Annotated in this window: 15 protein-coding genes and 1 tRNA gene; 6 read left to right on the forward strand and 10 right to left on the reverse strand. The window is 66.3% G+C overall.

From position 1 onward, the window contains the following. Window positions 1-23 precede the first annotated feature (23 nt). The 5 genes from DK459_RS03505 to hrcA all read right to left on the reverse strand — a co-directional run bounded on the left by DK459_RS03505 (window position 24) and on the right by hrcA (window position 3595). Window positions 24-428 carry a thioredoxin family protein gene (locus tag DK459_RS03505; protein WP_006389045.1) on the reverse strand — a complete coding sequence of 135 codons (405 nt, stop codon included), beginning with the start codon at window positions 426-428 and terminating at the stop codon, window positions 24-26. A 14-nt stretch (window positions 429-442) separates the two neighbouring features. Beyond that, entirely contained in the window at window positions 443-1000 is a 558-nt protein-coding gene (gene grpE, locus DK459_RS03510) for a nucleotide exchange factor GrpE (RefSeq protein ID WP_006389044.1), read from the reverse strand. Window positions 1001-1207: 207 nt separating this feature from the next. Then, entirely contained in the window at window positions 1208-1441 is a 234-nt protein-coding gene (locus DK459_RS03515; RefSeq protein ID WP_006389043.1) for a hypothetical protein, read from the reverse strand. Between the two features lie 12 nt (window positions 1442-1453). Then, window positions 1454-2545, reverse strand: a complete 1092-nt coding sequence (gene hemH, locus DK459_RS03520) for a ferrochelatase (protein WP_006389042.1) — start codon at window positions 2543-2545, stop codon at window positions 1454-1456. Between the two features lie 45 nt (window positions 2546-2590). Beyond that, window positions 2591-3595: a heat-inducible transcriptional repressor HrcA gene (hrcA, locus tag DK459_RS03525; RefSeq protein WP_006389041.1), complete on the reverse strand. Its 1005-nt coding sequence runs from the start codon at window positions 3593-3595 to the stop codon at window positions 2591-2593. Window positions 3596-3724: 129 nt separating this feature from the next. On the opposite strand from hrcA, the gene DK459_RS03530 reads away from it, so the two are divergent. Both DK459_RS03530 and recN read left to right on the forward strand, forming a co-directional pair. Beyond that, entirely contained in the window at window positions 3725-4624 is a 900-nt protein-coding gene (locus DK459_RS03530; protein WP_020924910.1) for an NAD kinase, read from the forward strand. A gap of 13 nt (window positions 4625-4637) precedes the next feature. Further along, a complete protein-coding gene (gene recN / locus DK459_RS03535) occupies window positions 4638-6299 on the forward strand; it encodes a DNA repair protein RecN (RefSeq protein WP_024067983.1) in 1662 nt (553 codons plus the stop codon). A 140-nt stretch (window positions 6300-6439) separates the two neighbouring features. On the opposite strand, the gene fur is transcribed toward recN, so the two are convergent. Then, on the reverse strand, window positions 6440-6859 hold the full coding sequence (fur, locus tag DK459_RS03540) for a ferric iron uptake transcriptional regulator (RefSeq protein ID WP_006223539.1): 420 nt from the start codon (window positions 6857-6859) through the stop codon (window positions 6440-6442). 156 nt (window positions 6860-7015) lie between these two features. Here fur and DK459_RS03545 point away from each other — a divergent pair, with 156 nt between their 5' ends. After that, entirely contained in the window at window positions 7016-7552 is a 537-nt protein-coding gene (locus tag DK459_RS03545) for an outer membrane protein assembly factor BamE (RefSeq protein WP_054472875.1), read from the forward strand. Between the two features lie 16 nt (window positions 7553-7568). Continuing rightward, entirely contained in the window at window positions 7569-8360 is a 792-nt protein-coding gene (gene dapB / locus DK459_RS03550; protein ID WP_054499450.1) for a 4-hydroxy-tetrahydrodipicolinate reductase, read from the forward strand. A gap of 64 nt (window positions 8361-8424) precedes the next feature. On the opposite strand, the gene murB is transcribed toward dapB, so the two are convergent. Next, window positions 8425-9462, reverse strand: a complete 1038-nt coding sequence (murB, locus tag DK459_RS03555) for a UDP-N-acetylmuramate dehydrogenase (protein WP_054472874.1) — start codon at window positions 9460-9462, stop codon at window positions 8425-8427. Between the two features lie 310 nt (window positions 9463-9772). Between murB and DK459_RS03560 the strand changes: the two genes are divergently transcribed. Continuing rightward, window positions 9773-9848 (forward strand) — tRNA-Gly (locus DK459_RS03560). A 251-nt stretch (window positions 9849-10099) separates the two neighbouring features. Here DK459_RS03560 and DK459_RS03565 read toward each other — a convergent pair. Beyond that, window positions 10100-10738 carry an FMN-dependent NADH-azoreductase gene (locus DK459_RS03565; protein ID WP_006389035.1) on the reverse strand — a complete coding sequence of 213 codons (639 nt, stop codon included), beginning with the start codon at window positions 10736-10738 and terminating at the stop codon, window positions 10100-10102. Then, window positions 10735-11181 (reverse strand): GNAT family N-acetyltransferase, encoded by a 447-nt coding sequence (locus tag DK459_RS03570; RefSeq protein ID WP_006389034.1) that lies wholly within the window; start codon window positions 11179-11181, stop codon window positions 10735-10737. The genes DK459_RS03565 and DK459_RS03570 overlap by 4 nt, the downstream gene beginning before the upstream one ends. Before the next feature lie 110 nt (window positions 11182-11291). Between DK459_RS03570 and DK459_RS03575 the strand changes: the two genes are divergently transcribed. Next, window positions 11292-12704, forward strand: coding sequence for a PLP-dependent aminotransferase family protein (locus DK459_RS03575; RefSeq protein ID WP_110134453.1), 1413 nt, complete (start codon window positions 11292-11294; stop codon window positions 12702-12704). Window positions 12705-12754: 50 nt separating this feature from the next. On the opposite strand, the gene DK459_RS03580 is transcribed toward DK459_RS03575, so the two are convergent. Then, the gene (locus DK459_RS03580; RefSeq protein ID WP_006389032.1) at window positions 12755-13234 is read right to left on the reverse strand and encodes a carboxymuconolactone decarboxylase family protein; all 480 of its coding nucleotides are present in this window, start codon (window positions 13232-13234) and stop codon (window positions 12755-12757) included. Window positions 13235-13529 lie beyond the last annotated feature (295 nt).

Below are 13529 nucleotides of genomic sequence, written 5' to 3' on the forward strand. Positions count from 1 at the left end.
ACTGGGGCTGCCCGCAGGGTTTTTCAAGACGCCTGGCTGGAATTTTCCGCCGGGGTTTCCTGCAGGCGCCGGATCGCCGCCGTGAACTGGGGCAATCCGGGCCAACCGGTAATGCGGCCGAGCCGCTTTCCGGCCCGGTAAAGCACAAAAGTGGGGACGCCATGCAGGGAAAAGCGACGGCCCAGGGGTTCGTCGGCGTAGACGTCAGCCTCGAACCAGGTCAGGCCCAGGCCCAGCAGGGTTTCCTGGTGCAGCAATGCCGCCTGCTTGAAGAGATTGCAGTTATAGCAATCCTGGCCCCACAGGAACACGCAGCGCAGGTCCGATCCCGGCGCCTGGACCACGGCCGCGTCGAATCCCGCGGAGTCGACATGCCGCATGTCGAAGACCGCGAAGACCTGCGCCGGGTCGAAACGGGGATCGGTCATGGCGCGCCGCCCGCTCAGCCTTGGCCGGCGGACACCACTACCAGCGCCGGGCGCAGCGTGCGATCGGCGATGACGTAGCCTTTCTGCAGCAGTTGCACCACCGTGTTGGCGGGCTGCTCGGCGGGAATCGACGAAATGGCCTGGTGCAGGTGCGGATCGAACTTGTCGCCCTGGACCGGCGCGATTTCCTTGAGCAGGTTGCGCTCGAAGGCGGCGGCCAGCTGCTTGAGCGTCACTTCGACGCCTTCGCGCAGCGTGTCCACGGTCTGGTCGGCCTGGGCCAGCGCGGCCTCCAGGCTGTCCTTGACCGGCACCAGGCTTTCCGCGAACGACTCGATGCCGAACTTGCGCGCCTTGGAGACTTCCTCCTGGGCGCGGCGGCGCACGTTCTCGGCTTCGGCGCGCACGCGCAGAAGCTGGTCCTGCTGCTCATTGACGGTAGCCTGGGCCGCGTCCAGCTGGGCGCGCAACTCGTTCAGCTCGGCCTGCGCGGCGTCCTGGGCGGCGGGGGCCGCATCGGCGTCATCGCCGAATCCGGGCGTCTGATCTACAGGCTCGTTGGGTGCCGTCATGGGGAATCCTCCAAAAAGAATGGCTTTCGCAGACATGAATGGGGGCCAATACCCCTATTTCAAGCCCGGGAAAGCAAATATTCCCCGTCGCGGACCACCCTTGGGACGGGGCGGAATCCACGGCAAAAAGCCCGCCGTTTTCCTGGAGCCCCTCCAGACGCCCAGGATCAGGGGGCAAAATGCCCGTCCGGCCCGGTCAACGACAGGTCATTTCTTGCCCGGCTGGGCCGGGGCCGGCGCGTCGCTGGCGGGAAAGGTATCTTTCAGGGCCCGGTCGACGGCAGGGTCGTCGTCGGGTTCCGGGTTGATGGCGATCGGGTCGCTTGCGGGGAAGGTCTCGGCCAGCGCCTCGTCCAGCTCGTGTTCGACCTGATCCTCGTCCACCGGGGTGCTGACGTTCCCCTTTTTCACAATCTTGCCCGTCTTGGGATCATGGTGCATGCGCCCTCTCCTTCAAGTCCGTGAATGCGTGGGCCACCCCTGCAAGTGCCGTTCCACCAGAGTGGCCAACCCTGCGATCCAGGCCGGATCGTCGTTCAGCGCCGGAATGTAACGGAATTGCCTGCCGCCCGCGCCAAGAAAGGCGTCGCGGCACTCCAGGCTGATCTCTTCCAGGGTTTCCAGACAGTCTGCCACAAATCCCGGACACACCACATCCACCTCGGTCACACCCGAGGCGGCCAGCGCCTTGAGGGTGGGTTCGGTATAGGGCTCGAGCCAGCGGGCGGTGCCGAAGCGGCTCTGGAAGGTCACTTCGATCTGCTCGCGCGGCAGCGAGAGGCGCTGCGACAGCAGCCGCGCGGTTTCCATGCAGTCGCGGTAATACGGATCGCCCAGCTCGATGGAATAACGCGGCAATCCGTGGAAACTCATGACCAGTTTCTGCGGCTTGCCGTGCTCGCGCCAATGCGCCTCGATGCTGGCGGCCAGCGGATCCAGGTAGAGGGGTTCCTGGTGGAAGCGCTTGATGAAGCGCATTTCCGGCTGGTCGCGCAGCCGGGCCGCATGGCGCGTGACGGCATCGACCACGGTGGCGGTGGTGCTGGCGGCATACTGCGGGTACAGCGGCACGGTCAGGATGCGTTCGCATCCTTGCGCCCGCAAGCGCGAGATGGCGTCGGGGATCGAGGGATTGCCGTAGCGCATGCCCAGCTCGACCACCGCCTCGACGCCGGCGGCGCTCAAGGCCGCCTGCACGCCTTCGGCCTGGCGGCGGCTGTAGACCATCAGCGGCGAGCCGTCCTTGAGCCAGACGCCGGCATAGCGCGGCTCCAGTTTCTTGGGACGCAGCGTCAGCACCAGGCCGTGCAGGATCGGCTTCCAGAGATAGCGCGGGATTTCGATCACGCGGGGATCCGACAGGAATTCGCCCAGGTACTTGCGGATGTCCTTCTTGCCAGGGGTGTCCGGCGTGCCAAGGTTCACCAGCAGCACGCCGACCTTGCCTTCGACCCGCGGCGGCGGATCTTCGTTGAAGGGGTCTTCCTGCTCGGCTTCGGGCAGGTAGCGTTCAGGCCAGAGATACTTGAACAGGCGAAGAAACACAAAAACTCCCCTTCCTCCGCCAGGAGGATGTCGGTTCGGGTGGGACTACTGGTTGTGGCTGAGGGCGTTGGACAGCAGGCGCGCCGTGATGTCCACGATCGGGATGACGCGCTCGTAGGCCATGCGGGTCGGGCCGATCACGCCGAGCGTGCCGACCACCTTGCCGTCCACGCCGTAGGGCGCGGTGATGACCGAGACCTCTTCCATCGGCACCAGCTGGGAATCGCCGCCGATGTAGATCTGCACCCCCTGCGCCCGGCTCGACACGTCGAGCAGCTGCAGCAGGTCGGTCTTTTTCTCGAACAGCGAGAACATCTTGCGCAGGCGGTCCATGTCGGACGCGATGTCGGTGACGTCGAGCAGCTTGCGCTCGCCCGAGATGACCACGGCGTCGCCATCCTCGGCCGCTTCGGCGCTGGCCTCGACCGCCGCCTGCATCAGCCGGGAGATGTCTTCGCGCAACTGCGCCAGTTCGGTCGAGAGGGTGCGCCGCACCGCGTCGAAGGACTTGCCGGCGAAATGGACGTTGAAGAAATTGCCCGCCTCCAGCAGTTCGGCCTCGGCGTAGTCGCGCTGCACGAACAGGATGCGGTTCTGCACGTCGCCGTCGGGCGTGACGATGATCAGCAGCACGCGCTTGTCGGACAGGCGGATGAATTCGATCTGGCGAAAGACCTGGGCCCGCTTGGGAGTCAGCACCACGCCGGCGAACTGGGTCAGGTTCGACAGCAGCGCCGCGGCGGCGTTGACCGCGCGGGTGGGCTCGGCCGCCGCCAGCATGTCGCCCATGTTGTGGGGTTCGAGCTGGTAGGACTGCACCGCCAGCAGCGAATCGACGAACATGCGGTAGCCACGGGGCGTGGGAATGCGCCCCGCGGACGTGTGCGGACTGTGGATCAGGCCCAGTTCTTCCAGGTCCGCCATGACGTTGCGGATGGTCGCGGGCGACAGATCGAAAACCTTCGATAGCGTCCGCGAGCCGACTGGTTGCCCATCGGCGATGTAGCGTTCGATCAACGCTTTCAGTAATGCGCGTGCGCGGTCATCCATAGCGGGTATTTTAGGGAATCTTTTCCAATTAAGGCGATTTTTGTCCCGCAAGCCGATATGCGGCCCCATATAATCGGCTAACAGGCCCGATTCCGGACCGATTTCGTTTTTCTGATTCGCCTCGCCACCATGCACTTTCCTACCGTCGCGCTGATCGGCAGATACCAGGACACCGGCCTGGCCACTCCGCTAAGGGCGCTCGCGCACGCGCTCACGCAGGCCGGGCGGCAGGTGCTCGTCGATGCCGACACGGCCCGCAACACCGGCCTCACGGAATACCCGGTCGCCACTTACGAAGAGATCGGCAAGGATGCGTCGCTGGCGGTGGTCATGGGCGGCGACGGCACGGTGCTGGGCGCCGCGCGCCACCTCGCGCCCTACGGCGTGCCGGTGGTCGGCATCAACCACGGCCACCTGGGTTTCATCACCGACATTCCCGTGCAGGACGCGCACGGCGCGCTGACGCGCGTGCTGGAGGGCAACTTCCAGATCGAAGAGCGCATGCTGCTCGAAGGCAGCGCCTGGCGCGGCGACCAGCAGATGTACGCGGCCTCGGCCCTGAACGACGTGGTGCTGAACCGCGCCGGGCGCGGCGGCATGATCGAGGTGCGCGTCGAACTCGACGGCGCCTTCATGTACACGCAACGCGCCGACGGCCTGATCATCGCCACGCCCACCGGCTCGACCGCCTATGCGCTGTCGGCCAACGGCCCGATCCTGCACCCCGGCATGAACGCCATGGTGCTGGTGCCGGTGGCGCCGCAGACCCTGTCCAACCGTCCCATCGTCATTCCCGACAGCGGCGTGCTGAACATGACGCTCACCGCCATGGGCCGCGTCGAAGTCGGGGCCAGCGTGCATTTCGACATGCAGACCTGGTCCGACCTGCAGCCCGGCGACCGCATCGTGGTGCAGCGCGCGCCCTACACCATCCGCTTCGTGCATCCGGAAGGCTACAGCTTCTTTTCCACCCTGCGCCGCAAGCTGCACTGGAACCTGATGCCGCAGGCCACCGACAACGTAGAGTAGTAAGCGCCCCGACATGCTGCGCACCCTGCACATCCGCGACTTCGTCATCGTCGAGCAGACCGAGATCCATTTCGGTCCCGGCTTCACCGTCTTCTCCGGCGAGACCGGGGCGGGCAAATCCATCCTCGTCGACGCGCTGGCGCTGGCGCTGGGCGAGCGCGGCGACGTCAGCGTGCTGCGCGAAGGCGCCGCCCGCGCCGACATCACCGCCGTCTTCGACACGCCGCCGGCGCTGCGCGCCTGGCTGGCCGAACGCGAGATCGACGCCGACGACGAACTGGCGCTGCGCCGCGTGATCGACGCGCAGGGCCGCAGCCGCGCCTACATCAACGGCACGCCCGCCACGGTGGCGCAATTGCGCGAACTGGGCGACAGCCTGGTCGACATCCACGGCCAGCATGCGCACCAGAGCCTGATGCGCCCGGAAGCCCAGCGCGACCTGCTGGACGCGCATGGCGGCCACGGCGAGCTGCGCCAGGGGGTAGCCCAGGCCTGGAAGCAATGGCGCGCGCTGGCGCGGCAGCTGGAGCTGGCCGAAAAAGACGCCGCGGGCCTGGCGGCCGAACGCGAACGCTTGCAGTGGCAGGTAGATGAGCTCGACCGTCTCGGCCTTGCGCCGGACGAATGGGACGCCCTGCAATCCGAGCACACCCGCCTGTCGCATTCGCAGTCGCTGCTGGACGGCGCCACGCAGATCCTGGACGCGCTCGATGGCGAAGGCGACTCCGCCCACCACCGGCTGACCGCGGCCAACCAGCGCATCCAGCAGATGCTGCGGCACGACACCGGCCTGCAGGGCATCTACGACGAACTCGAATCGGCCCGCATCGCCATCAGCGAAGCCGTGTCCGACCTGAACAACTATGTCAGCCGCGTCGATCTCGATCCGCGCCGGCTGGCCGACGTCGAGGCGCGCCTGAGCGCGGTGTTCGAGACGGCGCGCAAGTTCCGCACCGAACCCGAGGCGCTATGCGCCTTGCGCGACAGCCTGCATGCCGAGCTCTCGGCCCTGCAGGCCGCCGCCGACATCGACGCGCTGCGCGCCCAGGCGCAGGCGGCGCAGGCGCAGTACGACGCCGCCGCCGCCAAGCTCACCACTGCGCGCCGCAAGGTCGCCAAGGATCTCGGCAAGCAGGTCACCCAGGCGATGCAGACCCTGGCCATGCAGGGTGGCAAGTTCGAACCCACGCTGGCCGCCGCCGCGCCGTCGGCCCACGGTAATGAACACGTCGAATTCCTGGTGGCCGGCCACGCCGGCACCACGCCGCGGCCGCTGGCCAAGGTCGCGTCCGGCGGAGAACTGTCGCGCATCTCGCTGGCGCTGTCGGTCATCGCCAGCCGCGCCGCGCGCGTGCCCACGCTGATCTTCGACGAAGTCGACAGCGGCGTCGGCGGCGCCGTGGCGGAAGCCGTCGGCAAGCTGCTGCGCGAACTGGGCGAGCGCCACCAGGTGCTGTGCGTCACTCACCTGCCGCAAGTCGCTGCCTGCGGCAACAACCAGTTCCTGGTCAGCAAGACCGAATCGCGCGGCACCACCCGCTCGCGCATCGAAGAGCTGGACGACGGCGCCCGGGTTGAGGAAATCGCCCGCATGCTGGGCGGCATCAAGCTCACCGCCACCACCCGCGAGCACGCCCGCGAAATGCTGGCAGGCTTTGGCCGCGCACCGGCCTGAGGCGGTTCAGGCCCGGGCGATCCTCATTCCCCAAGCCGGACTCGGTCCGGGAATAAAAAAAGCCCCTTCTTGGAGAAGGGGCTTTTGCTTTCACTGACTCGCGGCGAGCGCGGCCGCGGTCAGGTCCGACGCGAAAAAGCTCAGCGGCCTTTCAGGCAGCTGCCGCAGATGCCGTACAGCACCATGGCGTGGCTTTCCAGCGCGAAGCCATTGTCCTTGGCGATCTTCTGCTGGCGCTTTTCGATGTCCGGGTCGGAGAATTCAACCACCTTGCCGCAGTTCGTGCAGATCAGGTGGTCGTGGTGATCGCCGTCGTTCAGTTCGAACACGGCCTTGCCGCTGTCGAACTGGCTGCGGGCAAGGATGCCGGCCTGTTCGAACTGGGTCAGGACGCGATAGACGGTGGCCAGGCCGATTTCGACGTTTTCGCCGATCAGGGCACGGTAGACGTCCTCGGCGCTGAGGTGGCGCTGGTCCGACTTACGGAAGATATCAAGAATTTTCAGGCGCGGGAAAGTCGCCTTCAAACCCATGTTTTTCAGTTCGCTTTGGTCGCTCATGGTGTAATCGCTCTCCGTCCGCGTTGGCATGGGCAAGGATACTCGGTAACCGCGAGCCGGCTCCCCAGAATTCCTGCCGCCCCGCAGAACTATCCTTATGAAACCTTTATGATAACGGTTTTGTCTGCTTCCAAATAATAGGGGCGCGTAGTGTCCATGATTGCACGAATTCCTTCCCGCTCGCTCAAGACCGGTTTGGCCATCGCCGCCCTGGCCGTCGCCCTCGCCGGCTGCACGGGGGACAAGTGGGGCTTTCCCTACAAGGCCGGTGTCCAGCAAGGCAACTGGATCACCCAGGAACAGGTCGCGCTGTTGCAGCCGGGCATGACGCGCGAGCAGGTGCGCTTCGCGCTGGGCAGTCCCACGCTGACCAGCGTGCTGCACGCCAATCGCTGGGACTACCCTTACTACTACAAGCCCGGCTACGGTGAGCCCCAGGAACGCAAGTTCACGGTCTGGTTCGAGAATGACCGGCTGACCCGCTGGGAAGGCGACAAGCAGCCCGACCTGCAGCCCTACCAGATCAACACGCCCAGCGCCGCCGCCGACGAAAAGGCCGACAAGCGCCTGAGCGAGGACGAGGCCCGGCTCAAGCAGGAAGAAGAACAGAAGAAGCGCGACGCCGCCGCCCCCACCAGCCCGATGAACCAGTACCCCGGCCAGCCCGGCAACGCGCCCGAGCCGCTGCGCTAACCCAAGGATTTTCTTCATGCGTATTGCTATCGCCGGCGCCAGCGGCCGTATGGGCCAGATGCTGATCGACGCCGTCCTGAAGGCCGACGGCCTGCAACTGGCGGTCGCGCTCGACCGCCAGGGTTCGCCGTCGCTGGGCCAGGACGCGGGCGCCCCGCTGGGCCAGCAGACCAGCGTCGCCATCACCGATGACCTGGCCGCCCTGGCCAACGCCGACTGCCTGATCGATTTCACCCGCCCCGAGGGCACGCTGGAACACCTGCAGGCCTGCGCCAGGCTGGGCGTGAAGGCCGTCATCGGCACCACCGGCTTCGACGACAACGGCCGCGCCGCCATCGAAGTAGCCGCGCAGAAAACCGCCATCGTGTTCGCGCCCAACATGAGCGTGGGCGTGAACGCCACGCTCAAGCTGCTGGACATGGCCGCCCGCATCCTGAATTCGGGCTATGACGTCGAGGTCTTCGAGGCCCATCATCGCAACAAGGTCGACGCCCCCTCGGGCACCGCGCTCAAGATGGGCGAGACCATCGCTTCGGCCTGGGATGTGGCCCTGCCCGACGTGGCCACCTGGAGCCGCCACGGCGACACCGGCGTGCGCAAGCCGGGCACCATCGGTTTCTCGGTGCTGCGCGGCGGCGACATCGTCGGCGACCACACCGTGTCATTCTGCGGCATCGGCGAACGCATCGAGATCACGCACCGCTCGGCCAGCCGCGCCACCTACGCCGAAGGCGCGCTGCGCGCGGCGCGCTTCCTGGAAGGCAAGCACAACGGCCTGTACGACATGCAGGCGGTGCTGGGGCTCTGAGCCCGGCCGCCACCATGAAAAAAAGGACCCGCGCGGGTCCTTTTTCATTTGTGTGCCGGCGGCTTCACACGACCACGGGTTCGGGTTCCAGCGCCACGCCATAGCGATCCATGACCGCGTCCTGGATCGCACGCGCCAGCGCCATGATGTCGGCCGCCGTGGCGCCGCCGCGATTCACCAGCACCAGCGCTTGCCGATCATGCACGCCGGCGGCGCCCAGCTGGCGTCCTTTCCAGCCGCATTGATCGATCAACCAGCCCGCGGCAAGCTTGAAACGCCCGTCCGGTTGCGCATAGGAAACCAGCCCTGGGAAACGCTCGAGCAGCGCATCACGCTGCGCGGCCGCGACGATGGGATTCTTGAAAAAGCTGCCGGCATTGCCCGTAACGGCGGGATCCGGCAACTTGGCGCGCCGGATCTCGCAGACCGCATCGAAGATGGCGCGCGCGGTCGGTTCCCCCGCGACCAGGCCCGGATGGCGCTGCAAGTCGGGATATGCCAGCACCGGACGCCACGGCCGCGGCAGGCGCAAGCGCACCGCCACGATGACCCAGCCGCCGGGCGGCTCATGCTTGAACACGCTGTCGCGATAGGCGAAGCGGCAGTCGGCGGCGGTCATCTCCACGTAGCGGCCCGCGCGCACATCCCAGGCCGTCAAACTGTGGAAGCGGTCGGCCAGCTCGACGCCATAGGCACCGATGTTCTGCACCGGCGCCGCGCCCACGGTGCCCGGGATCAGGGCCAGGTTTTCCAGACCGTCCCAGCCCTGCCGGACGCACTCGGCGACGAAGCCATGCCAAGTTTCACCGCCGGCGGCCTCCACCAGCCAGGCATCGGGCTGCGCCCGCAGCAGGCGCACACCGCGCAACGCCACCCGCGCCACCAGGCCGGGCACGGCCTCGGGCAGCACCAGATTGCTGCCGCCGCCCAGCACCAGCAACGAGGCATGGCCCGCGGCCAACTCGGACAAGGACGGCAATTGCGCGACATCATCCAGCGTCACGCAGGCCTGGGCCATGGACACCAGGCCGAGGGTATTGAGCCCGGAAAGGTCCTGCGGTGCAGCGGTCAACACGGGCGCCGTAGCGAAGGGATTTGACATGGATACTATTGGGTATGCTATATTTTCTGTCTTCGCTCATATTACTTGATTGAGCTTGGCAGCCGATTCAACCCCGGCGGCGCGGCTTGAAGCGATCCGCTGGCCCTGGCAAACAAGCGATGAAACATGCGCCTGAAATTAGCGACGGCAAGCACGATCGAAAAAAATCATGTAGAATGCGCGCCTTCTGATCGATAACCAAGTTGATCAGGCAATCGCGAAAGCGGTTGGCAATAAGAAATGGTTTGCAGGCTGAAAGGCCGGCGGCGCCACTGAAAAGTGCGCCACGGCGCCAGACATGCAAGCCCATGCGGGAGTAGCTCAGTTGGTAGAGCGCAACCTTGCCAAGGTTGAGGTCGCGAGTTCGAGACTCGTCTCCCGCTCCAGATTTTTTGCGCAGCGTCTTCACACTGCGCATGATGAAAAAGGGCCTGCGGGCCCTTTTTCATTTCCACGACCACCCTCACACTCTCCGCTTCCTCGCTGCCGCTCGATCGCGCGCGGACACCATCGGCTGGATCATCGGCCGCGCACCTGACCGCGCTGCTGCCTGGAGGCGTCGACGACCTGCGCCCGCCGCCCCGGCGCGCGATTCATCATCGACGCCCCGAGGCCACGAAGACGTGTGGATGGAACCCTAGGCAGACAGCAGGTCGGCCCGGAACGGGGACGCCGCGAAATGCGCGGCGATATCCGCCTGGGCTCGCAAGCGGGCCGCCTCCAGGGCCTGCCCTCCCATCGCGGTGCCTTCCACCGAGAAGAATGTCAGCCGCTTCAGACCGATGGTGGCCAGCGCCGCCTTCAGGTAGGGCGTCAGGAAATCAGGCTGGCGCGCGTCGGGCCCGGAAAACAGCCCTCCCGAGGACACCGCCACGAACACCGGCCTGTCCACGAGGATGCCAACCTTGCCTTCGCGCGTCACACTGAATGTGCTGCGCACCCGCACCACATGATCGATCCACACCTTCAATGCCGACGGCACGGTGTAGTTGTGCATCGGCGTGGCGATGACGACGTAGTCGGCATCGGCCAGGGACCGGATCAAGCGGTCGGACTGATGCAACGATCCCGATGGATCGCCGTCCGGATCGCGGGATGAGCCCAGCGCCCAGGCGTATTCGGCATCCACATGCGGTAATCGGTTGGCGTCGAGCTCGACCAGGTCGTGGCCACGCTCGGCGTCGACCCGCGCCAGGCCATCGACAATGAACTGCGACAACCGATGGCTTTCGGAATCCGCGCCGCGCGGGCTGCAAGTCAAACGCAGGACGCTCATGCCGCTTGCTCCCCCAGGACCTTGCTGAAGCGCATCGCGCCGGTCAGCAGCCCCTGCCGGAAGTAGAAGCGCTGCGCCAATGCGTTGCCCAGGCCGGTATCCAGCACCAGCTTGGCACAACCGGCCTCGCGGGCCATGCGCTCCAGCGCTTGCAACAGGCTGGCGCCATGGCGCGCCCCGCGACTGCGCTCGGTGACGACCAGATCGTCCACATAGAGAAAGCGCCCGTAGATCAGGTTTTCCTGAAAGCGGTAGCCGGCCAGCGCCACGGGTACGCCCTCCTCCCACACCGCCAGCAAGGCGTAGTTCTCGCCGCGCATGCGCGCGACGCGATCGGCGAAATCGGCCTCGCCGGCCAGGTGCGGGCGCAACTCCCGCATCACCGGGAAGCAGGCGCGCAGCTCCCCGGTGGTTTCGATGTGACGGATTTCCTGATGACTCATGACGGTCCTGTCCTAAATGAAGCCTCCCGCCGCGACGGCGGGAACAGACACCATGCTAGGGAAGCCATGCCATAATTTGAAGAACCATAAATTGATCTTTCAACTAGGCCATGATGCCCCCGCCTCTTGCCAGCCTGCCGCCCGCGACCAGCGGCGAGCCGTTGTACCGCCAGGTCTATGAACGCTTCCGGGGCGCGATCACCCAGGGCACGCTCAAGCCGGGCGACCGGATCCCCTCGGCGCGCGCGCTCGCCAAGGACCTGGGAGTGGCGCGCGGCACGATCGAAATGGCCTACTCGCTGCTGCACGCGGAAGGCTACGTGCAGCCGCGCGGCCAGGCCGGCACCGTGGTCACCCCCGGCCTGCAGGCCCAACCGGCGGCCAGACCGTCGCCGCCGCCCGCGCGGCCGGACCCCGACACCTGGCGCCAGCCGCCGGAACCGCTGCCGTTCCAGATGGGACTGCCCGCGCTGGATGCCTTTCCGCGCAAGATCTGGGCGCGGCTCGGCGCCCGGCACCTGCGCGCCACGCAGGCGGCCGACCTGTCCTACCCGCCCGCCGACGGCTTGCCCGCATTGCGCACCGCCATCGCCGCCCACCTGCAGGTCGCGCGCGGCATCCATTGCACCCCGGACCAAGTATTCATCACATCGGGTTATCGCGAGAGCCTTAACCTGGTGATCCAGGCGCTGCTGCAACCAGGCGACCAGGTCTGGGTGGAAGACCCCGGCTATCCGCCCACGCGCGAACTGCTTAAGCACTCGGGCCTGACGTTCGCGCCCGTGGAGGTCGACAGCGAAGGCGTCATCGTGTCGCAAGGCATCGCCCAGGCTCCCCAGGCGCGCGCCGCGATCGTCACACCGGCGCACCAGAGCCCGCTGAGCGTAACGTTGTCCTTGACCCGGCGCCAGGCATTGCTGGATTGGGCCGAGCGCCACCAGCGCTGGATCGTGGAGGATGACTACGACGGCGAGTACCGCTATGTCAGCCGGCCGCTGCCGGCGCTCAAGAGCCTGGATCGCCACGGCCGCGTGCTTTACGCAGGCACTTTCAGCAAAGTGATGTTCCCCGGCATACGCCTGGCTTACCTGGTGGCGCCCGCGGCGCTCGTGCAGCGCTTCGAGATCGTCAACCGGGTGCTGGGCAACGGCATTCCCGGGCTGACCCAGGCGCTGGTCAGCGCCTTCATGACGGAGGGACATTTTGCCCGCCACATCCAGCGCATGCGCAGGCTCTACGCGGAACGGCGCAATGCCACGGCGGCGGGCCTGGCCAAGGTTTTCGGCCCTGGCATGCCGATCGATCCACAGCCGGGCGGCATGCACCTGCTGGTTCGCATGAAGGGGCGCCATACCGACCGCGAACTGGCGCGGCGCATGCTCAGCAATGGCCTCTACGCGCACGCGCTGTCGCGCTGGGCTACCACCGCGTCATGCGGTTCGGGCCTGCTGATGAGCTTCACCAACATCGAGTCGCAGGACCGCGCCGAGCGACTCGGCCGGCGCATACTCGAACTGATGTAGCGCGCCCCGCCTGCCGCCCCGGAAGGAGCGGCGCGGGCATTGCCGCGGGTTCAATCCAGGCCGGCCTTGTCCAGGCCGAAGGCGACATCCGCAGAGCCCGGTACGGTGCGGAAAGCGACATTCAAGCGGTTCCAGCCGTTGATGCCCACGACCAGGAAAGTCAGATCCGAGATTTCCTCTTCGGACAGTTGGGCACGCACTTGCTCGTACACCGCGTCGGACACGCCATGCGGGTGCAGCACCGTCAAGGCCTCGGTCCATTCCAGCGCCGCTCTTTCTCGCGCGCTGAACAGCGGGGATTCGCGCCAGATGGCGATATGGTGCAGGCGCAACTCGCGCTCGCCGGCTATCCTGGCCTGCTTGATGTGCATGTCCAGGCAGAAGCCGCAGCCGTTGATCTGCGAGGCGCGAATGGTCACCAGGTCGTTGAACTCCTTGATCACCGCCTTCTTTTTCAGCGAGGCGCTGAAGTCGAGGTAGTGCTTGGACAGTTCGGCGGAAACCTGGAAGTAATTCAGACGCTGGCTCATTTCAGAAACACCTTGGTGGGATGACCTGCGGACGACATCGCCGCATGGCTGCATATTGCGGCCAGTCGCCAAGGCGAAGAAAGCGCCAAGAAACGTCATTCGGCCTGGGCCATGCGGCTGTCCGATCAGGCCCACCCCGGGCAGGGCGCTATCCGACGGCCGCGTCCCGTCTTCGTTGACCGCATGTCAAAATCCTGTATACTCACGCCTCTTCAAAGCAGTGCCCGCGCGGGAGTAGCTCAGTTGGTAGAGCGCAACCTTGCCAAGGTTGAGGTCGCGAGTTCGAGACTCGTCT

The organism is Achromobacter sp. RW408, assembly GCF_003184165.1.
Classification (GTDB): Bacteria; Pseudomonadota; Gammaproteobacteria; order Burkholderiales; family Burkholderiaceae_B; genus Achromobacter; species Achromobacter xylosoxidans.